This window comes from Brucella sp. NBRC 12953, assembly GCF_040369775.1.
In the GTDB taxonomy this organism is placed as follows: domain Bacteria; phylum Pseudomonadota; class Alphaproteobacteria; order Rhizobiales; family Rhizobiaceae; genus Brucella; species Brucella pseudogrignonensis.
Window position 1 is genome coordinate 694,809 of record NZ_BAABSV010000002.1, and the last position, 24,663, is coordinate 719,471.

The following is a 24,663-nucleotide window of genomic DNA, read 5'->3' on the forward strand; positions in this document are numbered from 1 at the left end:
CGCGATATGCAAACAGCATCCTTGAAGATTGGCACTAGAGGCAGCAAGCTTGCTCTCGCGCAAGCCTATGAAACGCGCTCCCGTCTGATTGAAGCACATGGTTTCACCGAAGACGCCATAGAAATCGTGCCGATGTCCACTGCCGGTGATCGTATTCAGGATCGTCCGCTGTCGCAGGTCGGCGGCAAGGGGCTTTTTACCGAAGAGATTGAAGCAGCTCTCAAAGATGGCCGCATCGATCTGGCTGTGCATTCCACCAAGGATATGCCGACTGTTCTGCCGGAAGGTCTTCATCTTTCTACGTTTCTTGAGCGCGAAGATCCGCGTGATGCATTTGTTGGCCGGACCTCGAAGCTCTTTCTCGATCTGCCTCAGGGCGCCGTCGTCGGCTCGTCGTCGTTGCGCCGTCAGGCAATGATCAAGCGTCTGCGTCCTGACCTTCAGGTGGTGATGTTCCGTGGCAATGTCCAGACACGTCTGCGTAAACTCGAAGAAGGCGAAGTGGATGGCACATTCCTCGCCTGTGCCGGTTTGAAGCGTCTTGATCTGGGTGACGTGATCACTGATTTGCTTGATCCAGCGGTCTTTTTGCCAGCGCCGGGACAGGGTGCAATCGGCATTGAAAGCCGCATTGGCGATGAAAAAATCGATGCGCTGCTCAAGCCATTGGCGCATCGCGAAACGCATGTAGCACTTGCCTGTGAACGCGCATTTCTGGCGACGCTTGATGGCTCATGCCGCACACCGATTGCCGGGCTCGCAATTGTTGCAGGTGACAAGGTTTCGTTCCGTGGCATGATCCTGACGCCGGATGGCCGTGATGCGCATGAAGTAACCGCGGAAGGCTCGGCTCTCGATGCAGCCGAACTTGGTGCTGATGCGGCCAAGCGCGTGCGGGCAGAGGCGGGTGCTGATTTCTTTGAGGGCTGGGAGTAGCATTGGCGGAGGAGCGGAATGCACCAATCGGTGGCCCTGTCCTGATTACAAGGCCGGAACCGTCAGCATCAATGACGGCGGCAAAGCTTGTTGCTCTCGGCTTTTCGCCCATTTCCTTGCCTGTAAGCCGCACTGTCACGGTTCCATTCCAAATCGGCGATCAAGCATTTGACGCTTTGGCTGTCACCAGCGCCAATGCATTTCGACATGTACCCAGCGAAAATCTTGAATCGTTGAAGGCATTGCCGCTTTTTGCTGTTGGCGAAGGCACAGCAAGGGCTGCACAAGAAGCAGGCTTTCAGACTGTGATTGAAGGCGGCGGTGATGCAGTGCGTCTGGCTGCAACAATTGCCAAACATCTGCCGGAAAACGCGAGGCTCCTTTATCTAGCTGGTCGCGTGCGCCAGTCGATATTTGAGGACAAGGTGTCAGAGGCCGGGCTTAACATGGAAGTCCATGACGTCTACGACGTCGAGGCGATCAACTATTCAGCCAATGAAATCAAAGCCATTCTCGACCAAGGGCCTTTTGTCGCGGTGCTGCTCTATTCCGCAGTCGCAGCGCAGGCTTTTGTTGAGGCGATACAGAAGTTTCGCGCGCAATTTGATGCCGGAACCCGGTTTTTCTGCATTTCCGAGCGTGTTTGTCGTGAGTTGCCAGAGGAATGGTGGGCGAGAGCGCTTGTAGCTGATCATCCGGATGAGAGTGGCATTTTTCGTTTGTTTTCCAAACTTTGACTCTTTTCCTGGCAACCTTCCTTCATCTGATGATTTTATCTGGTAAGCTTCGAACCACCTGATAAGCGAATACGAGAGGACCCATGGCGAAATCCGGCACTCCGCGACATTCCAAACCGGCCCGCGCGCCCGTGACGATCAATCTCGATCCGTCTGATGTAAAACGTGTAGATGAAGGTGCTGCACCTCAATCGACACCGAAGGCCGAACCTGTCGGGGATTTCGCTCAGAAAGCCGCTCCAAAACCAGAAACTCCAAAAACTGAGCCAAAAGTGGAAAAGCCGCCCTTTACTGCGGGTGTTAAGCCCGAAACAACAAGGGAAATGCCTCGTTCCACCGCATCTGTGCCGCCGGTAATTGAAAAGAAATCTGGTTCAACCGGCGCTTATCTTCTGGCGGGCGTTGCAGGTGGTGTAATCGCGCTGGGCGGTCTGCTTGCTTTGCAATGGGGCAATGTGGTGCCGTCACCGGGATCGCGTGTGACAGCAGAACAGCTTGCACATATCGAACAGCAGATTGCCGATCTGCGCAGCAATCCTGCCCCTGCGCCGCTTGATGATGCGAGCAAGGCGCAGTTTGCCGATTTGCAGAAGAATGTCGAAGCCGCTGAAATCAAGGCAGAGGCTGTTGCCGGCACTCTGACCGAAGTTCAGCAGCAGATTGCGGCACTGCCAAAGCCAAGCGAGGGCGATGCTGCTCCTGCGGATGTGTCGGCTTTGACCGAGCGTTTAGCATCGCTTGAGCAGCAGTTGAGTGATGCAAAGAATCAGGCTGATCAGGCCGCAGCCGGAGTTTCCGGCAATAGCGGCACGATTTCGAACCTTGAACAGAAGCTGGTTTCGCTTCAGGACAAGGTGAGCGAAAGCGCACGCCAGCCTGATGCATCCGCACTGATCGCTGCCAATGCGTTGAAGACAGCGATTGATCGCGGTGGTTCGTTCAAGGCTGAACTCGACACCTATGCATCGGTTGCACCACAGGATACGTCAATTGAAGGGCTGAAGACCTTTGCCGACAAGGGCGTACCGACCATTGCCGATCTCAATGCATGGTTTGGGCCTGTCGCCAACAAGATCATTGCCACGGAAAACAAGCTTCCAGCAGATGCAGGCGTTTGGGATCAGCTCGTCGCGAGTGCCAAGGGGCTTGTCAGCGTGCGTCCTGTTGCAGGCAATGTCAGTGGAACAGGTGTTGGCCCGACCACGGCGCGCATGGAAGCAGCCCTTCATGCTGGCGATCTTGAGCGTGCGGTTTCCGAATGGGAACAGTTACCAGCCGATGCCAAGGCTGTTTCGGAAGAGTTTTCAGGACAGATGAAGGCGCGGCGCGATGCCGATGCGCTCATCCAGCGTCTCGTGACCGAAAGCCTCAAGCCAAAGACTGCAACAGACGCCACGGCGCCAAATTAAGGAGGCGTCCATGCTGCGTGTGATTTTTTACTTCGCTATCGTCGTTGCTCTGGGATTTGGCTTCTCGTGGCTCGCTGATCGTCCCGGCGAGCTTGATGTTACCTTTGGCGGTAATCATTACAACGTGCCGCTGATTACGGCTGCTGCCGGTGTTGTGGCAATTGTTGCGGCGATCCTGATTATCTGGTGGCTGATCAAGAGCATCATCCAGTCGCCCTACACACTTCGCCGTCATTTCCGTGCGCGCAAACGCGACCGGGGTTATCAGTCACTCTCGACAGGCTTGATTGCGGCCGGTGCCGGCGATGCGGAGGCCGCTCGCCGTATGACGAAGCAGGCAGGCAAGCTGCTTAACTCCGATCAGGAGCCGCTCATCAAGCTTCTTGAAGCGCAGACAGCAATGCTTGAAGGTCGCTCAGACGATGCCCGCAAGGGCTTTGAAGCGATGATCGAAGATCCAGAAACCAAGCTGCTTGGCTTGCGCGGGCTTTATATAGAAGCACAACGCGTTGGTGCGCGCGAGGCTGCCCGCCATTATGCGGCGGAAGCAGCCAAGGAAGCGCCGCAGCTTGAATGGGCGTCGTCTGCTGTCATGGGGCAGCTTTGCTCGGAAGGCGACTGGGATGGCGCTTTGAAGCTCGTTGAAGCGCGCAAACAGGCGCTCGCGCACAGCAAGGATGTGGTGAAGAAGGAGCGCGCAGCGCTTCTGACTGCCAAAGCCATGGCGACAGTAGATGTCGATCATGCACATGCAAAAGCGATTGCGCTTGAAGCCAACAAGCTCGCGCCTGATCTGGTGCCTGCATCTGTTGTTGCGGCCCGTGCATTGTTTGCTGATGGCGAAGTCCGCAAAGGCTCCAAAATCCTTGAAGCTGCATGGAAGCGTTCGCCGCATCCAGATATTGCTTCGACCTATGTATATGGTCGCGCTGGCGATACTGTGCAGGACCGCCTGAAACGGGCAAAGCATCTGGTCACGCTCAGGTCCAACAATGCGGAAGGCAGTCTGGCCGTAGCGCGTGCTGCTTATGAAGCAGGTGATTATCGTCTGGCGCGTGATAATGCCGAACAGGTGTTGAGAGGCTCGCCGCGTGAAAGCGCTTATCTGTTACTTGCCGATATTGAAGAGGCCGAAACTGGTGATCAGGGCAAGGTCAGGCAGTGGCTTGCACAGGCAGTCAAAGCTCCGCGCGATCCGGCATGGACAGCAGATGGTTATGTGTCCGAGCAATGGTCGCCAGTGTCTCCGGTCACAGGTCGTCTCAACAGTTTTGAATGGAAAGTGCCGGTTGAGCAGCTTTCGCCTGTAATCGAGGTTGAAAAGCCGGAAGTGGCTGAAGCAGTTCCTGATCGTATTCCAGAAAACAAGGCAATCGTTCCGGTCGAAAAACATGAACTAAAGCCGAAATTTCACGATGTTGTTGAGGCGGAAGTTGTTGTGCCGGAGGCGGAGCCTGTCAAGGTAAAGCCAGAGCCCGTTAAGCCTGAAATCAAGCAGGTAGAGAAGCCTGCTGTTCTGGATGTGGCAGAACCAGACGTCGAAGGTGACAACGAGAAACGCCCTGGGCATGTGATCGTTGACGATCCCGGTGTTGATGAACGCAAGGCCTCGCAGAAGAGCCAAAACAGCGGTTTGCGCCTTTTCTGACCCCATAATTGTTGCCTAAAGACCACGCAGGAACCGTCTTGAGCTGTTGAAACGCGGCCAAGGCGGTTTGTCGTCTTGTGCCGTGCGGTCATCTCGTTACTTTCAATTCTTCTAAAGAACGGCATTTGCCGAAAGTGTTTCTGTGGCGAGGGTGAATGTTCGAGCGTTTGCTGGATTTTCTGAAAGAGTTGCCGGGTAACGGTTTACGCGAACGGGGCGAAAAATTTGCCGACGATGATCCAAGACTGGCTGCTGCTGCCCTGATGTTTCACATTATGGATGCAGATGGGGACGCGCGCGAAGTAGAACGTGCCAAGCTTTCCACCATGCTTTCGCAGAAATATGGCCTGAAGGGTGATGCGCTAAAACAGCTTATCCGCGCTGCTGAAGAAGCCGATCAGGAATCAATCAGCCTGTCGGATTTCACCACTGTTCTCAAGCGCCATCTGGATTATCACGCACGTCTCGATTTCATCGCCCTGATGTGGGACATCGTTTATGCCGATGGCATCGCCAGCGAAGTTGAGGTCGATGTGATGTGGCGTGTGGCCGAGCTTATAGGCATCAAGGCTGAAGACCGCGATCAGATTGAAGCGCGTGTCCATGCCGGAAATACCACCGCGCCAGAAGCCTGACGCGGCGGTAAAAGTTTTAAGTGCGTCCCTGCAAATTGCGTGCCTTGCGCAATTGCGGGAACATGGCAGCCCAGGCTGCTGCAACCGCAATTGAACCTATCCCGCCAATGACCACCGCAGGCACAGCACCGATAGCTGCCGCCATAAGGCCTGCGCGGAACTCTCCAAGTTCGTTTGATGCACCAACGAAGACCATGTTGACAGCGTTCACGCGGCCACGAACATGGTCGGGCGTCCAGAGCTGCATCAATGTTTCGCGAATATAGACGCTGATCATGTCGGCGGCGCCAGCCAGAGCCAGAGCGATAATCGATAGCCACGTCAGCGTTGAAACACCAAAGATGATGTTGAAGAAGCCGAACAGTGCCACAAACACGAACATTACGCGGCCTGCATGATCGCGAATTGGATGGCCCGCGAGCCAGATTGCTGTGAGAACAGCGCCGATACCTGGTGCCGATCGCAGAAGGCCCAGACCCCATGGACCAAGATCGAGAATATCGCGTGCATAGATAGGCAAAAGCGCAACTGTACCGCCCAGCAGAACGGCAAAAAGATCGAGCGAAATTGCACCCAGAACGATCTTTTCCTTCCAGATATAGCGGAAGCCTGCAAGCATGGTTGAGAGCGAGCGCTCTTCGGTCATTGTATGTTGCTTAGGCTTTGGAATTGAGAAAACCAGGATAGAACCTGCAACCAGAAACACAGTTGCTACGCCATAAGCAGCGATATGCGAGATGCCGTAGAGCAGGCCGCCAGCTACAGGGCCGACGATGGTTGCTACCTGCCAGGCCGATGAGTTCCACGAAACGGCATTGGCGAAGTCTTCCGTCGGAACGAGGTTGACTACCAGCGAAGCGGAAGACGGTCCGAGAAAAGCGCGAGCGATGCCGAAGACCAGCAATGCCCCAAAGACGACAATAGGCTCGAAGTCGCCAAACAAGGTGAGGAGCAAAAGGAAGGCTGTGACGCCTGCTTCCAATACCAGTGACAGCCCCATGACAAGGCGTCGGCCAAAACGGTCAGCAGCGGCACCCGTAAACAGAACCAGCACGAGTGCCGGGAGAAACTGGACAAGGCCAACCATGCCAAGATTGAATGCATCACGGGTCTGGTCATAAATCTGCCAGCCAACCGCTACGCTGACGATCTGAACGGCAAAAGCGCTCAGAAAACGCGCGGCCCAATATTTTTTAAAGGAAGCATGGCGGAATGCGGCGTAACGATCCGCATTGGAAGCATCGGTGCTGGGGGACATTGCTCAAGACATCTGTAAAAGGGAGTTCCTTCTTACAGCAATTTTTAGTCGGCAAGTATCACATTTCTTGGAGAATCTAACGGTTATGCAACAAAGCGGGAGCGTGTCTCTGTAAAGCCAAAGTAGGAGACGGTCGGCGGATAGCAAAAAGGCCGGTCGAAACCGGCCTTCCGTTAAATATCTTCCAGGATTGCTGATCAATCCTTGCCAAGAAGGCCTTTCCAGATGATTGCGCCAATTGCGGCGCCCACCAGCGGAGCGACCCAGAACAGCCAGAGCTGGCCGAGCGCGCTGGTTTCTGCAAACAAGGCTGCCGCTGCCGAACGTGCCGGATTGACCGAGGTGTTTGTTACCGGGATCGAGATCAGGTGGATCAGCGTCAGTGCCAGACCAATTGCGATTGGTGCAAAGCCAGCTGGTGCCGAGGATGATGTCGAACCCAAAATGACGATCAAGAAGAAGGCCGTCAGCACGATTTCAACGAGCAGTGCCGATGTCAGGCTATATCCACCTGGTGAGAGTTCACCATAGCCGTTGGATGCGAAGCCAGCTGCTGTAAAGCCGCTTTTGCCGGTTGCGATGAGGTAAAGAATTGCTGCTGCAGCAATGCCGCCCAATACCTGTGCAATCCAGTAAGGGATGAGGTCTTTAGCCGGGAAGCGTCCCGCAACGAGAAGACCCAGCGATACGGCTGGATTGAAATGACCGCCGGAAATGCCGCCAACAGCATAGGCCATTGTAAGGACGGTCAGACCGAAGGCGAGAGCAACACCCGCAAAGCCGATGCCCAATTCAGGATAAGCGGCTGCGAAGATCGCGCTGCCGCAACCGCCGAAAACAAGCCAGAATGTTCCGAAAAATTCCGCAGACAGTTTGTTCAACATGGAAGTCCCCAGTGTTGGTGTAGTGATAAGTGCCATTGCGAATCAGATCACCAAATATATAGCCGACTTTTTCTTACATCAATCATGTTTAATTGGAGGATATTTTTGTAATTTCTGGATGCTATTGAATGAATATCAGTAAATTTTTAATCGATCCCTATTTGTATTAGAATGTTCTTTTAAATAGTTCTAAAAGCTCAAAAAGACCAGGAAAACCCATGAATTAGCCGCTTTTCCGCCTTAATTTAAATCATTCTTGTTTTTGTCTTGTATATTGCGGGAGTGGTTGTGCCCGCGCTATAAGAAGCTTGTTCATGCAGATGGTTATGATGGAAACTATCTCGGCAAACGGGTATCGCGTGGGGCATTATAGGGAGTTGCCAGCCTTGAATATTCAATTGGAGGCACGAACTGGCGGATCGGTCTTGCGCGCTGTATCGGCTATGACCATGATCGCTCTTCTTTCCGGCTGTACCGCGACTGCATGGAGCGAGACGGTACGTATCGATAGCAAGCCGCCGATGCCGACAGAATGTGCTGGTTGGCAGAGAATTGATCTCAAGCAGCGCACAACAATGGTTCTTCTGCGTGAAGATGCGCGCCTCGTAACCGATATCGATGCGCATAATCTTAAGGGCCGCAATCTGGGTTGCTGGGAGTAGCCTTTTCTTTCTTATCCGTTTTCGATGTTTTTTTGTGACTGATCCGGCGAATGTCAGGTCAGCAAGACCGTTATTGCGTCTGTTCCAATAATTGCCTGAATGTTTTGCGTTATAAAAACACAATGCTCGCGCAATTTTTATAGCTGATTCTGACTGTATTAACCTCACATTAACCATGGAGGTTAAAGGTCATTTTGATATCGATTTCATCCGCGCTCCATGTGGGACTGCGGGCAATTTAGAGAAGCACACCGGTGATACGTTTCGAGAATGTCGGCCTGCGATATGGAATGGGGCCAGAGATCCTGAAGGATGTCAGCTTCCATATTCCGCCACGTTCATTTCAATTTCTGACCGGACCGTCCGGTGCCGGGAAAACCTCTTTGTTGCGCCTGTTGTTTATGGCGCTGAAACCAACGCGCGGACTGATCAATATTTTTGGCAAGGATGTCGCGCGGCTCGATCATAAGGAAGTGCCGCTTCTGCGTCGGCGCATCGGGATTGTATTTCAGGATTTCCGTCTGCTCGATCACATGACAACCTATGAAAATGTTGCTCTTCCGCTGCGCGTACGCGGCAAGGAAGAGGCGACATACCGTCATGAAGTAGAAGAACTTCTGCATTGGGTCGGCCTCGGTGACCGCATGAACGTGCTGCCGCCCGTGCTTTCCGGTGGTGAAAAGCAACGTGCTGCAATTGCGCGTGCGCTGATCGACCAGCCAGAATTGCTGCTGGCGGATGAGCCTACCGGTAACGTCGATCCACCGCTCGCCAAGCGCCTGTTGCGGCTTTTTACCGAGCTTAATCGTTCCGGCACTGCAGTCATCATCGCGACGCACGATCTATCGCTGATGGATCAAGTGAATGCGCGTCGCATGATCCTCGAACATGGGCGGCTCGATATCTATGATTGAAGCTGACAAAGACTGGCAGAGAGCTTTTCGGAAGGTCCTAGACGACCTGCGCATCCGCTTTGAAGACCTCAAAGATATGCTGATGGTTCGCATCGGCAAGCGCAGGAAACGTCAGGGGCCAAGCCCGATTGTGCCGGACGGCAGTGTGACAGGCACAGCGCTTGTGATCGTGATTGCGATCATGACATTTCTCGCCTGCCTTACCCTGGGTGGCGTTACGCTGGTGCGCGCTTCTGCTGCTCAATGGCAAAGTCAGATTGCACGCGAAGCAACCATTCAGATCCGACCTGCCGATGGGCTGGACATGGAAAAGGCGCTTCAGGACGCAAGCGGGATCGCGCGGGGCTTTGCAGGCGTGAAAGATACCAGCATCATCGACAAGGATGCCACCGCGCGTTTGCTTGAGCCCTGGCTTGGTACGGGTCTCAATATCGATGAATTGCCCGTTCCACGTCTGGTTGTCGTGACGATTGATGAGAATTCGCCGCCGGATTTTGAAACAATGCGGGCGGAAATTACCCGCTCTATCCCGAGCGCGAGTTTTGACGATCACCGCACATGGGTCGACCGGCTTGTTTCAATGGCCAATACAACCGTGCTGATCGGAACGGGTGTCTTGTCACTTGTCATTGCCGCGACTGTTCTGACGGTTATCTTCGCAACGCGCGGCGCTATGTCGGGCAATGGCCATATTATTGAAGTTCTGCACTTCATCGGTGCAGAATCAAAATTCGTTGCGCGCGAGTTCGAATGGCACTTTTTCCGCACAGCCCTTAAAGGTGCGCTGTTCGGCGGAGGGGCCGCAATGCTGGTTTTCTTTGTCTTTTCGTGGTGGGCATCACGGCATATGGCGACGCCTGCCGGTGATCAGGCTGCCGCAATGTTCGGTAATTTTGCCATTGGTCGCGATGGTTACATTGGCGCTGCGGCAATCATCATTCTAGTGAGTGTGCTGACGATGTTGACGAGCCGCCTGACGGTCGTTCGACAGCTTGCGACGATGGATGGTCCGGGAGTACGGGCCGAATGACCGCTTTTTTTACCAATACCGGCCGGAAGTCACGAATTTCCGGCAACTTTCCGAGTTATCGCCGCAATGATGGCTATGATAGCAAGAAAGGTGAACGCAAGGTTCAGCAAACGGTATCGGTTGGGCATTCGGGAAGCGTTGATGCAGCAGCAGATAGAGAGATGGGGGCGGATACGGGTGCTGTGGTATGGCGCCGCAGTCGTACAATTGGTGCGACGTCCACGCTTGCGTCTACAGTCGGTAAATTCTTATGGTCTGTCCTAATGCGTGTATTTCGACGACTTCAGCCTATTTCCATCGTTCTCTTTCTGGCCATTGTCGCTTTCCTGATTGGCTTTGTTGCCTTCAGTGAAAAAGTCACCAGCATGCAGTCGCCTGTTCTGGATGAACCGGCTGACGCTATTGTTGTTCTGACTGGTGGACAGTCTCGCATTCAGGCCGCTCTCGATCTCTTAAAGGGTAAGCAGGGAAAGCGTTTGTTGATTAGCGGCGTTCATCCGTCAACCACGGAAAAATCGCTGCAGCGTGCGACCCATTCAGAGCAAAGTCTGTTTGATTGCTGTGTCGATCTCGACCGATCTGCGCTTAACACTGTGGGTAATGCGACTGAAAGCGAACGCTGGATACGCGCCAACAACTATCATCGTGTGATTGTCGTCACCAATAATTACCACATCCCGCGTAGCATTCTGGAAATGTCCTATCGGATGCAGGACGTTGAATTTGTGCCTTATCCTGTGGTCAATGGCGAAAAGCGTTCGCATAGCTGGGTGGCAGAGAGCGATACGCTCAGAGTGCTGTTTATCGAATATGTCAAATATCTGGGTGCTGCCATTCGCGTAGGCGGAGCCAGAATTTTCGGTGATACGGCTTAAGCCCCAATAAGTGCATCCCACGATTTGATGATCGCGTGCAGAGATTTCCTTATGGAAAAAGCTCAGCTTCCTGATATATCGGGTGCCGCAGCTTTCATGAGAAAGCACCGAAATTCTGTCATCTGATGCGGTTGCGTCAGGTCCACTTAAGGTCTTCGCCGATACGATGCTTCTCTATCTGCGCTCAATCCTGTTCAATTTGGCTTTTTACATCGGCACTCTGGTGCAGATGATCCTTTATACGCCGTTCTATTTTCTGCTTCCCCGCAAGAAGGCATGGATCGTTCCCAAGACCTGGGCGCGGGTTAACCTGTGGCTGCAGAAATATATCGCTGGCACTGATTATGTGATCGAAGGCCTCGAGAATATTCCCGAAGGCGCTTATATCGTTGCGCCCAAGCATCAGTCTGCATGGGACACTTACGCGTTCCTGCCGCAGCTTGACGATCCTGTTCTGATCCTCAAGCGTGAATTGATGCGAATACCGCTCTTTGGCTGGTATGTTGCCAAGATGGAAATGATCCCGGTTGATCGTGGATCGCGCGTCAAAGCGCTTCATTCTATCACCAAGGGAGCGGAGAAGGCGATTGCAGAAGGTCGCCAGATTCTTATCTATCCGGAAGGCACGCGCCGTTCACCGGGAGCGCCGCCGCAGTATAAATACGGCATTGTGCATCTTTACGAAGCGCTGAACCTGCCTGTATTGCCGATTGCTCACAATGCGGGGCTTTACTGGCCACGCCGAAAGTTCCTGCGCTTTCCGGGCACCATTCGCTGCCGTGTGCTGCCGCCCATTCCGGCGGGCCTTGAGAAAGAAGAATTCCTGCGTCGTTTGATAGAAACGACGGAGACGGCTTGTGATGAACTGCTGGTTGCAGCAAGTCGCGACACCAATGCTCCGCCCATGCCGCCTACAGCTATCGAAAGGCTGAAGGAATTGGGCGAAACAACTTCCTCCTAACTCTTATTAGCCAATCACGCTCAGTTGCATTGCAACAATGACAATTCGCCGCGTTTTGTTGAACTTTCGTTTTTCTTGCACGGAAACATGAAACCCGTTATCAGAGCGCGACACGAAAGGACCCATCATGAATATTGATGCTATCTCCATCGGCAACAATCCGCCAGAAGACGTCAACGTGATCATCGAAGTGCCGGTCGGCGGACAGCCGATCAAGTACGAGATGGACAAGAAGGCTGGCGCCCTGATTGTGGACCGCTTCCTCTACACGCCAATGACCTATCCGGGCAATTACGGCTTCGTGCCGCACACGCTTTCGGAAGATGGCGACCCAATCGACGTTCTGGTCTGCAACACCCGTCCGCTGGTTCCTGGCTGCGTGATCAATGTTCGCCCAATCGGCGTTCTGGTCATGGAAGACAATTCCGGCAAGGACGAGAAGATCATTGCAGTTCCTTCGCCAAACCTGACGCAGCGTTATGCAAAGGTGCATGATTATTCCGATCTTCCGGAAATCACGCTCAAGCAGATCGCGCACTTCTTCGAACACTACAAGGATCTGGAACCAGGCAAGTGGGTCAAGATCGGTGATTGGGGCGATGAAGATTACGCTCGCAAGTTCATCGTTGAAGCGATTGAACGCGCCAAGGGCAAGTAATCTGTCTTATATGTTTAATCAAAAACGCCCGGATGAAAGTCCGGGCGTTTTTGTTTGTCTGGTTATGTATGGGCTTCTTACAGAAGTGCAGGAAGCAGCGTCGTCCACATGAACTGACGGATGAAGAAGATAATCAGCAGGACGACGATAGGCGAAATATCGATGCCGCCGAGATTGGGCAGGATATTGCGGAGTGGACGCAGGACCGGTTCAGTTACTTTGTAAAGAAACTCACCAATCGATGCGACAAAGCGATTGGAAGAATTGACGACGTTGAACGCATAGAGCCATGAGAAAACGGCGCTAGCGATAATGATCCAAGTATAGATATCGAGCGCCAGATCAATGGTGCGGAACAATGCGATCATAAAGGTCTCCTTGGCAATCGGAGCGGCACAGGTCATAAACTGACCCAGGAAGACCGCTCCAACCCTTTGAACTTTGCATCGTACTGTCCCAATCCAGTCAGGCTCCGGAGCGATGCTTTAGCCGAGATGTAGCGGTTGCTTTGGGCAAGAACAAGGGCAAGCCGTACAAGCAATGCAACTTTAATATCTCCTGTATGCTTGCAGGAGAAATCAGGGGCAGTTTGCTGCAATTGCCGCTAGAGCTTGTCGCTATGTCCGTTCAGGCACCGATTTGTCTGCGATATTAGTCGGGGGTGATACCCATCAATTTGCGGAACATGGCGATGAAAGCTGATGCGCTGGCATAGCCAAGGTCAAGCGCCACATGTTCGACTTTTGCCCCCTTCTCGAGCAGCGGCATGGCTTTCAACGTTCTTAGACGCTGTTTCCATTCAGGGAAGCTCATGCCCAGCTCCTGTTTGCAACGACGCATCAGTGTTCTTTCGGACGTATTGGCGATCTTCGCAAGAGCGTGAAGGGTGCGATTGTCACTTGGATCATCTTCAAGGATCGACAATATCTTTTGGAGGGCAGGGTCCGTGCTGGAAGGCAGATAGGAACCCGCACATGGAGCAATAGCCAGCTGATCAAGCAGCGTATGCAGCATCCGTGTTTCTTGCGGTTGCTGTGGTTGCGATGGCTTCTTCATCCGCAGATGTTCAAGCAAAGTGCGGATCAGTGGATTGAGGTTGAGCGCGCAGGCCTTGGCTGGAAGATCAGTACAAAGCTCTTCTGTCACATAGAGCGAGCAGTAGCACACTTCCTGACGATTGAGACCTTGATGCTCGATATGCGGAGGTAGCCATATCCCATATTGCGGCGGGGCAAGCAGATGGCTGTCGCCGATACGCACCTCCATTACACCAGTGAAGGAATAGACAAACTCTCCCCAATCGTGGCGATGCATGGGATAGCGCGCAGCCGGTGGCATGCAGGCTGTTCGAAAGAACAGCGGCTCCGGCAAGGCTTCTGTAAAGGGAGGTTGATGCGTAGGTTCGAGAGCTATTCCCGCCATTATGGCAATCCTGCGATAAGGTTTGTCAGTTTTAAGCTATATGCCCTATACCTGACAGGCGTACACCCATTGTTCGGATTAATCACGAGGTTTCGGACAATGGAGCGTAAGCCCGTCAACACGCATGCATTTGGAATGATGCTTCTTGTTTGCATCAGCCTCGGCTTGCAGCAGGTGCTGTTGAAATTGACGGCTTCGGATATTTCGCCATTGTTCCAAATTGCGCTGCGGTCGGGCGTGGGGGCTGCATTAATCGCTGCTATTATGATCGCGCGGCGTGAAACACTGACTATTGCCAATGGAATCTGGAAACCGGGCCTGCTGGTCGGTTTGCTGTTTGCGCTTGAATATCTGTTTCTGGGGGAGGGGTTGCGACTAACCTCAGCCGCTCATGCTGTGGTTTTGCTTTATACAGCACCACTCTTTGCGGCACTTGGCTTGCATCTTCTGGTGCCATCAGAGCGCCTGACCACCATACAATGGGGCGGCATCGGTATTGCCTTTATGGGCATAGCGATAGCTTTCCTTGTTCGCGGTGAGGCTGTCCATGGTGATTTCCAAGCCATGGTTATTGGCGATGGGCTTTGCCTGCTCGCGGGGGTGGCATGGGGAGCAACGACCGTTGTGGTCCGTGGTTCACGTCTTGCGGCACTGCCAGCGAAGCAGACCTTGCTCTACCAGCTTCTAACCGCCTTCGTGACCTTGTCGGTTGCCGCATCCCTGATGGGGCAAGTGGAGATCAACTGGACCACTATGCTGGTGGGCAGCTTCGCGTTTCAGTCCGTCATTGTATCTTTTGCGGTATTTCTGATCTGGTTTCAGCTTTTGCGGATTTATCGGGCATCCCAATTGGGTTCACTCTCTTTCATGACGCCAATTTTCGGGGTGATTTTTGGTGCGATCATTTTGGGCGAGCCGATTGAAACCAGTTTCGTGGTGGGCACGGTATTTGTGATAACGGGCATAATGATCGTGAACGGCAAAGAGGCGCTGGCCGATCATTTTCGTCGTTACGGACAGAGTTGATCAGGCTGTGTCGTGCTTTTGCCGATTCACTTTGGTGCATATCAGATCGTTGACATGTTCAAGCGCATGATCCCGCACACGCATATTGCGCAGATGCTCAAGCGTGTTGGCAACATAGTCAAGATTGGCACCGGAATCTCCCTGTGCTGAGATAACGATTGCTGCGGCATCTTCGGCTTTGAGCGAACCGGCATATTGGATATGCCGTCGGTCGGCGACATAGGTTACAGCCTGCACATCGCGCCCGTCCGCTAGGCGAAGGCGGAGCCATTTTTCGTGATAGACCTGATTGGACATTTCGCGTTCGCGCAAATAGACCATGACTTCGTCTGTCATATCGCCGGGTACACGGAAGGCGATGCCGAGGCATGATCCGCCAGCATCAAGCCCCAAAACAAGGCCGGGATGATCCGGTGTTCCGCGATGAACGTGTGAATAGATGCAGAGGCTGCGGCGATAGCCATGCAGGCGCGCACGCATTGTTTCGACATGTGCGAAGCCAGGCCGCCACATCAGCGAACCGTAACCAAATACCCAGAAATCATTCTTTCGCATGTCGCTCGTACGCATTGTCATGATATCAAATCTATATATGGAAAATTATGGCTGGTTTTTATTGATAATCTCAAGATATCCCGCGTTTTTTAATCGGGCGAACTTCACAAGACTCAATCCTGCCATAATATAGCCACCTGTTGGGAACAGCAGAACAGATGATGATTGTTCGGGTTGTAAATGCCCTTCGCTTTGTCACCTCAAACAAGTATCTGATTGAAAGAGGCTTTTTCAATGGCGCATGCTGGTATTGAAACCAAAAAATCCAGGAAGCGCCCTGTTACGATTGCCGTCATCGTCCTCGTGCTGATCGCCGCCTATACAGCAGGCTGGTTTTATCTGGCAGGTAAGATTGAAACGCGTGCCAAGGCCGATATGGCAAAGCTTGCATCGCAAGGTGTAGGCGTGCAGTGCGAGAATCTTCACATGGGCGGATATCCGCTCCGTGTGAATGTGGTTTGTGCCAGTATTTCGTGGCAGAAGCCCTCTGAAGGCATGGCTTTGCGTGCGGGACGTTTCACGTCAGGATCTCCGGTTTATGCGCCGCGTTCACTCAGCAATGAACTTGGTGGACCGGCTTTTGTCGAGTTTCCCGGCTTTCAGCCACTTGAGGTCAATTGGAGCAAATTTACCTCCAACACGCGTCTTGCGCGTCCGTTCCCTACCGAGATCGAGCTTGACGCGCGCGATGTAACGGTCGGCGTGCGTACAGAAACGACGACCACCCAGCCTCTTAGCAAGCTAGAGCAGATGAATCTCCGCATGAGCAGCGAAGATGATCATCTTAAGATCAATGGGCGCTTTGCGGCCCTCAAGCTGGAACCATCCGTTATTGGCAGTGCCAAGAGCCCGGAAATCGATGGTCTGGCCGATATCGTAATTGCCAATGCGTCAACGTTTCTGGCACCGAGTCCTGCACCGTTTAACGAACGGATGCGCGGCCATAGTGGTGTGATCAATCAGGCATTTCTATCCATGCCCAATGGTGCGGTGCTTTCGGTAGCTGGCCCCTTTTCAGTCGATCTGGAAGGTGAGATCGATGCTGACCTGAAGGTCACGATGGTCAACCCGCAATCCTTTGCGCAGGCCGGTCAAACCGTGTTTCCGGAACAGGGCGGCAATATCGCTACTGTTCTTTTTGCTCTTTCCGCCATGCCGAAAGACGAAAACGGCAACCCCGTTATCGAGATTGCCGTTCGTAAGGGAAGAGCCAGCGCTGGTTTTATTCCATTAGGACATTTGCCGACTTTGTAAGGCGGTTTGGAATAGGGCAGAGCGTTCTTCTGCCCTAATTTATCATTTCTTTTCGCTGATCTCAGCGGCCGCCTGACGTCCGAAGTTCGGTGCGTCGACTTCCTGACCAGCATCGATAATGCTACGGCGCACCGCACGGGTGCGGGTGAAGAGATCAAACAGAGCCTCACCATCGCCCCAGCGGATCGAGCGCTGCAACGAAGCGAGATCTTCCGAGAAACGCGCCAGCATCTCAAGGATTGCGTCCTTGTTATGAAGGCAGACGTCGCGCCACATGGTTGGATCGGACGCGGCCAGACGCGTAAAATCACGGAAACCCGAAGCCGAATATTTGATGACTTCCGATTTTGTCACCTGCTCCAGATCGCTGGCTGTACCAACAATGTTATAGGCGATGATATGCGGAAGATGCGAGACGATTGCCAATACCAGATCATGGTGCTGTGGGTCCATCTGATCGAGGCGCGAACCGCAAGCCGTCCAGAACGCGGAAAGCTTGTCTATGGCCGTCTGATCGGTGTCCGGCAGAGGCGTGAGAATGCACCAGCGATTGGTGAAGAGCTCTGCAAAACCAGCGTCAGGACCGGAATATTCCGTACCCGCGAGAGGGTGGCCGGGAATGAAATGCACATTGGCCGGCAGTTCCGGCTGCATCTGCGCGATAACGGACGCCTTGGTCGATCCGACATCGGTTACGATAGCGCCTGGCTTCAGATGTGCAGCAATCTGCTTGGCAACAGTGCCAGACGAACCGACCGGCACCGATACGATGACGAGATCAGCATCTTGAACGGCTTGCGCACTATCGGTCGAGTAGCTGTCGCCGAGGTTTAATTCCTCGGCGCGCTTTAATGTTTCGGCACTGCGTGTTGCAATGGCGATGTGATTGGCAAGGCCTTCGCGGCGAATGACACGCGCCAGCGATGAGCCGATAAGGCCGATACCGATAAGCGCGATTTTTTCGAAATGGATCGTGGACATCGTCTTACTTCAGAAACTCGGTCAGAGCTGCCACAACACCACGATTGGCTTCTTCCGTACCGACCGTCATGCGCAATGCATTCGGGAAGCCGTAGCCGCCTACACGACGCAGGATATAGCCGCGCTTTGAAAGCCACTCATCCGCCTTATCTGCAGAATGTGCGGAATCTTTCGGGAAATGGAACAACAGGAAGTTTGTAACCGATGGAGTGACGCGAAGCCCTAGCTTGGTGAATTCGTCGGTGAGCCACGTCAGCCATTTTTCATTGTATTCGACAGACTTCACCACGTGAGCGCGGTCGCGGATCGCGGCGGCACCGGCAGCGATTGCTGCCGAGTTCATGTTGAAGGGGCCGCGAATACGGTTGACCGCATCAATGATGTGCAATGGGGCATACATCCAGCCGATACGCAGGCCCGGCAGACCGTGAATCTTCGAGAATGTACGGGTCATGACGACATTTTCGTTCGACGATACCAGTTCAAGACCGGACTCGTAATCGTTGCGACGAACATATTCTGCATAGGCTGCATCCAGCACCAGCAGAACGTTCTTCGGCAGGCCTGCATGAAGACGACGGACTTCCTCAAAAGGCAGATAGGTGCCGGTCGGATTTGCTGGATTTGCAATGAAGACGATCTTCGTGCGTGGCGTTACGCCAGCAAGAATTGCATCGACATCAATACGTTCGTCCTTTTCCTTCACCGTCACAGGTGTTGCACCTGCGCCAAGCGTCTGGATTTTGTAAACCGCAAAACCATGCTCAGTGATGATGGCTTCATCGCCCGGAGCCAGATAGGTCTGGCAGATGAGGCCGAGCAATTCATCCGAGCCATTGCCGCAAATGATATTGCCGATGTTAAGCCCCTGCGATTCAGCGATTGCCTCGCGCAATGCCTGCGCCTGACCATCTGGATAGATCGCGAGCGTATCGGCCAGGTGTCGATAGGCTTCGATCGCATGAGGGCTTGGGCCGATTGGGGTCTCATTGGAGGAGAGCTTATAGACCATTGCAACGCCTTCTACGTGTTCCTTGCCTGGTACATAGGCTGCGATATCGAGCAGGCCGGTCTTAGGCTGGGGACGGGAAAGGTCTTGCGTATTGGTCATGATTTTGGCTCCGCCAAAAGGACTGATGTTAAGGTTGCGTAGCGGGCATAAACCTCTGCCGCGTTCAAGTCGAGAAAAACCTTACTGTGAAAGGCTGCAGCGCTATTTTTTGGTTTCTTTCGATGCGGTTTTTCTCAAACCGCTGACCGGCGTTCCTTGCGGCGCCAGAACAGGCACGAAGACACGGCGAGACGAGCGTTGTGCGACTGGCAGGCCTTGATAAAGGCGTTTCTGCGCTTCGACGACCAGAACACCGGAAAATAGCGGCCAGAGCTTGCGGCCAATACCTTCAATGGCCATGCATGGACGCATCATCCATCGGCGTTTCACGGGTGGGAAATGCAGCGCATTGCTGATTGTGTTGACGCTGAAATTGGCCTCGCGCAGCAGGGCGGTCAACTGTGTGCGGCTATAAGGGCGACCACTGCCGAATGGTGTGCGGTCGAGACGCGCCCAGACGCCGCGCCGGTTGGGAACCACGATAACGAGCCGTCCGTTGGGGGCGAGTACACGCCACATTTCTTTCAGCGTTTCCGAAGCGTTTTCGGCATATTCCAGAGCATGAACCATCAGCACCCGGTCGATGGAAGAATCAGGCAAAGGCAGTTCTTCGTCGAAGACGAGTGCGGTGCTTGATTTGCCTGATGAAGGCCATGCAACAGCACCCTGTCCCGCAGGCATAAAAGCAAAGCTTCGCTCGGTATCTGCACTGAAGCGGTCGAGATAGGGGAGGCTATAGCCAAGCCCCACCAAGCGCTCGCCTGGTACACGCGCCCAAAGACCCGAAAGCGCCATGCGAATGGATCGCTCGGCGAGATGGCCAAGGGTGGTTTCGTAAAAGGAACGCAGTTCGATAATGTCCGGATGCATGGCAGGCACGCTATATCAAATCAATGAAATGGCAAATGATTATGCTTCGTCCAATTGTTCGCGAAGTCGCGCAATGCAAAAGGGTGCATTTTTCTGAAAGCATGATATAGAGCGTGCCTTTCAAAGCTTAGTTACGCTTATAAATCAGGAGACGCAGCAGATGCCTCAGGTCGGCGGCAAAACCATTGACGTGCTTTTCAGCCCGGAGGAAATCGCTGCGCGTAATCTCGCGCTGGCAAAAGAGATTGCCGGACGCGATTTTCATAATCTGTTGACGATATCCATCCTCAAAGGCTCGTTCATTTTCGCAGCCGATCTTATTCGTGCAATGCATGATGCAGGTGTTGAGCCCGATGTCGAATTCATCACCGTTTCCAGCTATGGCAAGGGTACGACCAGTACGGAAGTTCGTCTGCTGCGCGATATCGACAGCGATGTAAAAGACCGCGACGTTCTTCTGATCGATGACATTCTCGAATCAGGCAAGACGCTCAAATTTGTGCGTGAGCTGATGATTGAACGTGGCGCACGAAGCGTCAGCATTGCTGTGCTTCTCGACAAGAGCGTGCGTCGCAAGGTTGATCTGGATGCCGATTTCGTCGCTTTCGAATGCCCCGACTATTTCGTCGTCGGTTACGGCATGGATGTCGGCCATTCGTTCCGGCAGTTGCCTTTTGTTGGGCATGTGAAAGAGTAGAAACTGGTTTTTAGCGGCTGTTTGTATCAATCGAACTGCAACAGCCGCTGGAGATATTCCTTCTCCATCTGCGGGGTCAGCGCATCGCCAAGCTTACGGCGGATTTCATCGAGAATCTCGCGGGCGCGCTGAATATCGATCTCTCCCGGTATCTTGACACCATCGCCGTCAGACGGACCGTTGTTGCCTTGCTGGCGACCGAGCGGATCACGGCCATTTTGACCATTTCGTCCACTCTGCCCCTGACCATCCTGTCCCATGGCCTGCTGCATCTTCTGCATCATATCGCGGCCACCGCGGCGAAGGGCTTCCAAAGCACTGCCTTGCTGATCGCCTGCTTCCGAGCCTTCATTGCGACCAAGTGCATCGGCTGCATTGCCCATTGATTTTCCTGCGTCGGAGAAATCCTGATTGGGATCAATGCCCATGCCCTTGAGGTCTTCATTGAACTTCTTCAGTTCGTCTTGAAGCGCCTGCTGCTGCTGTTGCAGCTTGCGCATGGCCTCCGCCAGATCTGAAGGCGTATCGCCGGACTGGCCACCCTGACCTCGCCCCTGTTGCGATTCGCCCTGTCCCATAGGGCCGTTATCGCCTGGAAGCTGGTCGTCTCCATATTCGCCTTCGCCGCTGCCATATTGCTGTTGCTGCATCTGCTGATCGAGTTTGAAGGTCTCGTTCATCATCTGTTGCTGGCGGCGCATCAGATCGCCCAGCTTGTTCATCTGCTGCTGCATTTGGTTGGCCTGGCCCTGACCTTGTCCCTGCTGGCCGGGCTGCGCCTGTTGCCCCATCTGCAGATTGTTCATCAGGTCTTGTAGCTGCGACAGAAGCTGTTCGGCCTGATCACGCGAACCCTGACGGGCCAGATTTTCAATCTGATCCATCATGCGCTGCAAATCCTTGTCGGTCAGCATGCGTGCATTCGGGTCCATCGGCTGATTACGGGCATTCGGGTTCTGCTGCTGACGCTGGGCAAATTCACGCAGGAACTGCTGCATCGCTTCGCGCAATTCCGCTGTCAGCTTTTCGATTTCTTCCTGAGAAGCACCATTCTGCAAGGCGTTACGCAGGGCTTCCTGCGCCTGACGCAAACGCCGTTCTGCTGCAGACAGATTGCCGTCTTCAATACCGAGCGCCACCTGCCACATATAATCGGCAGTATCTCGCAAGGAGTCGTCGCTGGTCGCGAGTTTGAGCCGCGTACGGATCGTCACAAGGCCCAGATAGTGGGCGTTGTTCTTAATCGTTTCCTCTGGCCGCAACATCAAAGCAGACAGCATGTCGCGCACATGGTCGCGTTGCGTGGCATCAAGCGCCAGAATACGGCGCTGCTCGGCAACAGCCTTGGCCAGTGGATTGGAGAACGGGCGTTCGGGCAGAGTGATGATTTTTGTTTCGCTGCGTCCGAACTTACCTGCTGCGTCTGTTGCAACAAGTGTCAAGGCCACTTTCTGACCGGCCCATGGATGCTGGGTCAGATCTTTCGACGTCGTTGCCTCTTTCGATCCACGGCGGGGAAGGGCAAGCGGTAATTCAGGCGCATCATAAAGAGGAGCGGTTTCCTCTTCCTCATGATCAATATCAAGCGGCACGACTTCACCATAGGCCTTGGTGGCACCGTAATCGTCGCTGATCTCATAGCTAAGCTGCAAAGTGCCATTGAGGGCGCGGCCCGGTTCTTTGGTGAAGCGGATTGTCGGCGCATTGTCTGGTGTGACAGCAAATGTCCAGCTGAGATCATTGCCTGAAAGGTTCAGGGTTTCGTCCTGCTGAAGATCGTAGCGGAAGTTACGGCTGCCATCGACATTGGTCTGCTGTTCAGCCGTTGCATCTTCGCCTTCTTTGGGCGCGATAGGCTGTACTTCACGACGATGTCCGGTCGCATCGGTTGCTGTCAATCTTTCAGAACCGCCGCCGATTACGCGAATATTGACGATGCTGCCCTGCGGTACGGTTATAGGCTTTTCGACATTGCCTTCATCAGCATTGGTGCTGAGGAATACCGGCGCGCGGCCCGTATATTGTGGTGGCGTTACCCAGGCATCGACGCGGGCAACAGCGGTGGCACCACCGGCGCGAATATGAAAAGCATCGGCGATGCGCCCGCTGTTCGGGCTAAGGCTATAGGCGGAGGCGGTCACGAACAGCAGAGCCACGATTGCACGCAATGCAAAAGGGTCACGTTCAGGAATGTGTGGACGCGGTACGCCTGACTGCAGGTTTTTCAGGCGCTCGGCCATGCGGCGCTTGTGTTCCTGCCAGAGAGCGACTGCAAAAGGATCATTACTGCCGGTCGCCATTTGTCCGGTTTGCACGGCCAATGGTTCATGAATCAGGCCGTTTACATCTTCAATGCGTGCGGTGATGGCATCTTCATCAGGCAGGCGGAAACGGAACGGCAGATAGAGCGCGACAATTGCCGCCAAAGCAAAAAGACCAAGCACACCTAAATGCAGCCAGCGCGGCATCAGCGCAAAAAGCCCAAGCCAGCTTAAGCTTGCAAAAAGCGCAATCAATAGAATCAGCGGCAGCACGAGAGGCCAGAGTCGCTCAAAACCAATCGTCAGAAAGCTTTGCAGGTGAAGGCGGCGCAGGGCTGCACCTTCGCCGGAAAACAGGCGGAAAAACGCATCGCGCTTGCGGTTTGGCAAGTCTTTGCTGTCTTTTCTCTGTTGTGTCATCGGGTCTTTCTGATGCGTGTAACGCCTATGGTTGTTTCATAGAATAACACGCATCATGGCAAAGGCGAGGCTTTGGTCCCAATTAGAGCGCGTTTCGATCTGATTAAATCAGATCGGCGCTCTAATCATTGTTCTCAACGCGCATCTTTTCCGAAAACCGCTTCACACTTTTCGGGATGCGCTTATAGCCAGTCCGGCACAGAATCGAGCGCCAGAAGCTCTTCATAGGTCCGGCGTGGACGAATGACGTGGTAGCGATCACCATCCACCAGCACTTCGGGGATCAAGAGACGGCTGTTGTAGGTGCTAGACAGAACTGCGCCATAGGCGCCCGTCGTGCAGACAGCGATCAGATCTCCCGGAGCGGGCTTTGCCACTTCACGGTCAAGGCCGAGATAGTCGCCGGTTTCACAAACCGGGCCGACAAAATCGGCGCGAATGCGTGGAGCATTATCTTTGGTTTCCAAAACTGGCTTGATGTCGTGGAAAGCTTCGTAAAGGGTCGGACGGATGAGATCGTTCATCGCCGCATCAACGATGATGAAGTTCTTGGCGTCGCCTTCCTTTACGAAAATAACTTCCGTCACCAGGAGACCGGCATTGCCGACGATCAGCCGACCCGGCTCGAACACGGTTTTGAGGCCAAGCGGCTTGATATGCTTCGCGACGATTTCCGCATAAGCAACCGGCAGCGGCGGTGGGTTGTTATCGGTACGATAAGGAATGCCTAAGCCTCCGCCAACATCGACGTGGCGGATATTGTGGCCGTCAGCCCGCAATTCCTCAACCAGCTGCGCCATCAGTGCAAACGCATTGTCGAAAGGCTCAAGATCAATGATCTGGCTACCGATATGCATATCAATGCCAACGACGTCGATACCGGGCAGGCTTGCAGCGCGCGCATAGGCCTGCCGGGCTTTTACGCGCGGAATGCCGAACTTGTTTTCGGACTTACCGGTCGAAATCTTGGCATGGGTCTTGGCATCGACATCCGGATTGATGCGCAAGGATACAGATGCAACCTTGCCCGCCTTGACTGCGCGGGCGGAAAGAATTTCCAGCTCCGGTTCGGATTCGACGTTAAAGCAGTAGATGCCTGCTTCCAGCGCAAAATCCATTTCATGCGGTGTTTTGCCAACACCGGAAAACACGATCTTGTTGGCAGGAATACCGGCAGCTAAGGCACGGCGGATTTCGCCTTCCGAAACCGTGTCAGCGCCTGCGCCGAGCTTGGCGAGAGTCTTGAGAACAGCCAGGTTCGAATTGGCCTTCAACGCGTAAGTTACCAGCGTTTCCATATCCGCAAAGGCTTCGCTGAAGACGCGGAAATGGCGCTCGATCGTGGCGCGCGAATAGACGTAAAAAGGCGTGCCGACTTCTTTTGCGATTTCGGGCAGGCTTACATTTTCGGCGTGGAGAACGCCGTCGCGATATTCAAAATGATTCACGGGAAACAGTC

24 protein-coding genes are annotated in these 24,663 nt (G+C 53.7%); 14 read left to right on the plus strand and 10 right to left on the minus strand.

The window, feature by feature from the left end:
• Positions 1-6 precede the first annotated feature (6 nt).
• The 5 genes from hemC to ABWV94_RS07210 all read left to right on the plus strand — a co-directional run bounded on the left by hemC (position 7) and on the right by ABWV94_RS07210 (position 5,365).
• Positions 7-936 carry a hydroxymethylbilane synthase gene (hemC, locus tag ABWV94_RS07190; RefSeq protein WP_113499471.1) on the plus strand — a complete coding sequence of 310 codons (930 nt, stop codon included), beginning with the start codon at positions 7-9 and terminating at the stop codon, positions 934-936.
• A gap of 2 nt (positions 937-938) precedes the next feature.
• On the plus strand, positions 939-1,673 hold the full coding sequence (locus ABWV94_RS07195; protein ID WP_007872130.1) for a uroporphyrinogen-III synthase: 735 nt from the start codon (positions 939-941) through the stop codon (positions 1,671-1,673).
• Between the two features lie 83 nt (positions 1,674-1,756).
• Positions 1,757-3,082, plus strand: a complete 1,326-nt coding sequence (locus tag ABWV94_RS07200; protein ID WP_113499469.1) for a COG4223 family protein — start codon at positions 1,757-1,759, stop codon at positions 3,080-3,082.
• Between the two features lie 10 nt (positions 3,083-3,092).
• Positions 3,093-4,730 carry a heme biosynthesis protein HemY gene (locus ABWV94_RS07205; protein WP_113499467.1) on the plus strand — a complete coding sequence of 546 codons (1,638 nt, stop codon included), beginning with the start codon at positions 3,093-3,095 and terminating at the stop codon, positions 4,728-4,730.
• Positions 4,731-4,885: 155 nt separating this feature from the next.
• Positions 4,886-5,365 carry a tellurite resistance TerB family protein gene (locus ABWV94_RS07210; protein ID WP_064322153.1) on the plus strand — a complete coding sequence of 160 codons (480 nt, stop codon included), beginning with the start codon at positions 4,886-4,888 and terminating at the stop codon, positions 5,363-5,365.
• Positions 5,366-5,381: 16 nt separating this feature from the next.
• Here the strand turns inward: ABWV94_RS07210 and ABWV94_RS07215 are convergent, their stop codons facing one another.
• Together ABWV94_RS07215 and aqpZ are read right to left on the minus strand one after the other, a co-directional pair.
• Complete coding sequence (locus ABWV94_RS07215; RefSeq protein WP_353412903.1) at positions 5,382-6,623, minus strand: MFS transporter; 1,242 nt, start codon at positions 6,621-6,623, stop codon at positions 5,382-5,384.
• Between the two features lie 197 nt (positions 6,624-6,820).
• On the minus strand, positions 6,821-7,507 hold the full coding sequence (aqpZ, locus tag ABWV94_RS07220; protein ID WP_007872124.1) for an aquaporin Z: 687 nt from the start codon (positions 7,505-7,507) through the stop codon (positions 6,821-6,823).
• Positions 7,508-7,893: 386 nt separating this feature from the next.
• On the opposite strand from aqpZ, the gene ABWV94_RS07225 reads away from it, so the two are divergent.
• From ABWV94_RS07225 to ppa, 6 genes are all read left to right on the plus strand, one after another.
• Entirely contained in the window at positions 7,894-8,169 is a 276-nt protein-coding gene (locus ABWV94_RS07225) for a hypothetical protein (RefSeq protein WP_007872122.1), read from the plus strand.
• A gap of 290 nt (positions 8,170-8,459) precedes the next feature.
• Complete coding sequence (ftsE, locus tag ABWV94_RS07230) at positions 8,460-9,083, plus strand: cell division ATP-binding protein FtsE (protein ID WP_153223108.1); 624 nt, start codon at positions 8,460-8,462, stop codon at positions 9,081-9,083.
• Positions 9,076-10,113 (plus strand): cell division protein FtsX, encoded by a 1,038-nt coding sequence (locus ABWV94_RS07235; RefSeq protein ID WP_007872117.1) that lies wholly within the window; start codon positions 9,076-9,078, stop codon positions 10,111-10,113. Before ftsE ends, ABWV94_RS07235 begins: the two co-directional genes overlap by 8 nt.
• Positions 10,110-10,988 carry a YdcF family protein gene (locus ABWV94_RS07240; RefSeq protein WP_007872114.1) on the plus strand — a complete coding sequence of 293 codons (879 nt, stop codon included), beginning with the start codon at positions 10,110-10,112 and terminating at the stop codon, positions 10,986-10,988. Before ABWV94_RS07235 ends, ABWV94_RS07240 begins: the two co-directional genes overlap by 4 nt.
• 166 nt (positions 10,989-11,154) lie before the next feature.
• Positions 11,155-11,949 carry a lysophospholipid acyltransferase family protein gene (locus ABWV94_RS07245; protein ID WP_007872111.1) on the plus strand — a complete coding sequence of 265 codons (795 nt, stop codon included), beginning with the start codon at positions 11,155-11,157 and terminating at the stop codon, positions 11,947-11,949.
• 127 nt (positions 11,950-12,076) lie between these two features.
• The gene (gene ppa, locus ABWV94_RS07250; protein WP_007872105.1) at positions 12,077-12,607 is read left to right on the plus strand and encodes an inorganic diphosphatase; all 531 of its coding nucleotides are present in this window, start codon (positions 12,077-12,079) and stop codon (positions 12,605-12,607) included.
• A gap of 77 nt (positions 12,608-12,684) precedes the next feature.
• On the opposite strand, the gene ABWV94_RS07255 is transcribed toward ppa, so the two are convergent.
• Positions 12,685-12,975, minus strand: coding sequence for a YggT family protein (locus ABWV94_RS07255; RefSeq protein WP_007872091.1), 291 nt, complete (start codon positions 12,973-12,975; stop codon positions 12,685-12,687).
• Between the two features lie 283 nt (positions 12,976-13,258).
• Entirely contained in the window at positions 13,259-14,029 is a 771-nt protein-coding gene (locus ABWV94_RS07260; protein ID WP_113499465.1) for an AraC family transcriptional regulator, read from the minus strand.
• A gap of 99 nt (positions 14,030-14,128) precedes the next feature.
• Here ABWV94_RS07260 and ABWV94_RS07265 point away from each other — a divergent pair, with 99 nt between their 5' ends.
• Complete coding sequence (locus tag ABWV94_RS07265; protein ID WP_007872087.1) at positions 14,129-15,055, plus strand: DMT family transporter; 927 nt, start codon at positions 14,129-14,131, stop codon at positions 15,053-15,055.
• Here ABWV94_RS07265 and ABWV94_RS07270 read toward each other — a convergent pair whose 3' ends face one another.
• Entirely contained in the window at positions 15,056-15,625 is a 570-nt protein-coding gene (locus tag ABWV94_RS07270) for a gamma-glutamylcyclotransferase (RefSeq protein WP_007872084.1), read from the minus strand. It abuts the gene before it with no gap.
• 219 nt (positions 15,626-15,844) lie between these two features.
• Between ABWV94_RS07270 and ABWV94_RS07275 the strand changes: the two genes are divergently transcribed.
• The gene (locus tag ABWV94_RS07275) at positions 15,845-16,864 is read left to right on the plus strand and encodes a DUF2125 domain-containing protein (RefSeq protein ID WP_113499463.1); all 1,020 of its coding nucleotides are present in this window, start codon (positions 15,845-15,847) and stop codon (positions 16,862-16,864) included.
• Between the two features lie 42 nt (positions 16,865-16,906).
• Here the strand turns inward: ABWV94_RS07275 and ABWV94_RS07280 are convergent, their stop codons facing one another.
• From ABWV94_RS07280 to ABWV94_RS07290, 3 genes are all read right to left on the minus strand, one after another.
• Positions 16,907-17,845: a prephenate/arogenate dehydrogenase family protein gene (locus ABWV94_RS07280; protein WP_064322146.1), complete on the minus strand. Its 939-nt coding sequence runs from the start codon at positions 17,843-17,845 to the stop codon at positions 16,907-16,909.
• 4 nt (positions 17,846-17,849) lie between these two features.
• The gene (gene hisC, locus ABWV94_RS07285; RefSeq protein WP_113499461.1) at positions 17,850-18,956 is read right to left on the minus strand and encodes a histidinol-phosphate transaminase; all 1,107 of its coding nucleotides are present in this window, start codon (positions 18,954-18,956) and stop codon (positions 17,850-17,852) included.
• Between the two features lie 102 nt (positions 18,957-19,058).
• The gene (locus tag ABWV94_RS07290) at positions 19,059-19,826 is read right to left on the minus strand and encodes a class I SAM-dependent methyltransferase (RefSeq protein WP_079212392.1); all 768 of its coding nucleotides are present in this window, start codon (positions 19,824-19,826) and stop codon (positions 19,059-19,061) included.
• A gap of 160 nt (positions 19,827-19,986) precedes the next feature.
• Between ABWV94_RS07290 and hpt the strand changes: the two genes are divergently transcribed.
• Positions 19,987-20,523, plus strand: a complete 537-nt coding sequence (gene hpt / locus ABWV94_RS07295) for a hypoxanthine phosphoribosyltransferase (protein ID WP_007872070.1) — start codon at positions 19,987-19,989, stop codon at positions 20,521-20,523.
• 26 nt (positions 20,524-20,549) lie between these two features.
• Here hpt and ABWV94_RS07300 read toward each other — a convergent pair whose 3' ends face one another.
• Positions 20,550-23,204, minus strand: a complete 2,655-nt coding sequence (locus ABWV94_RS07300; RefSeq protein WP_353412907.1) for a TIGR02302 family protein — start codon at positions 23,202-23,204, stop codon at positions 20,550-20,552.
• Positions 23,205-23,386: 182 nt separating this feature from the next.
• Entirely contained in the window at positions 23,387-24,652 is a 1,266-nt protein-coding gene (lysA, locus tag ABWV94_RS07305) for a diaminopimelate decarboxylase (protein ID WP_113499457.1), read from the minus strand.
• Between the last annotated feature and the right edge of the window lie 11 nt (positions 24,653-24,663).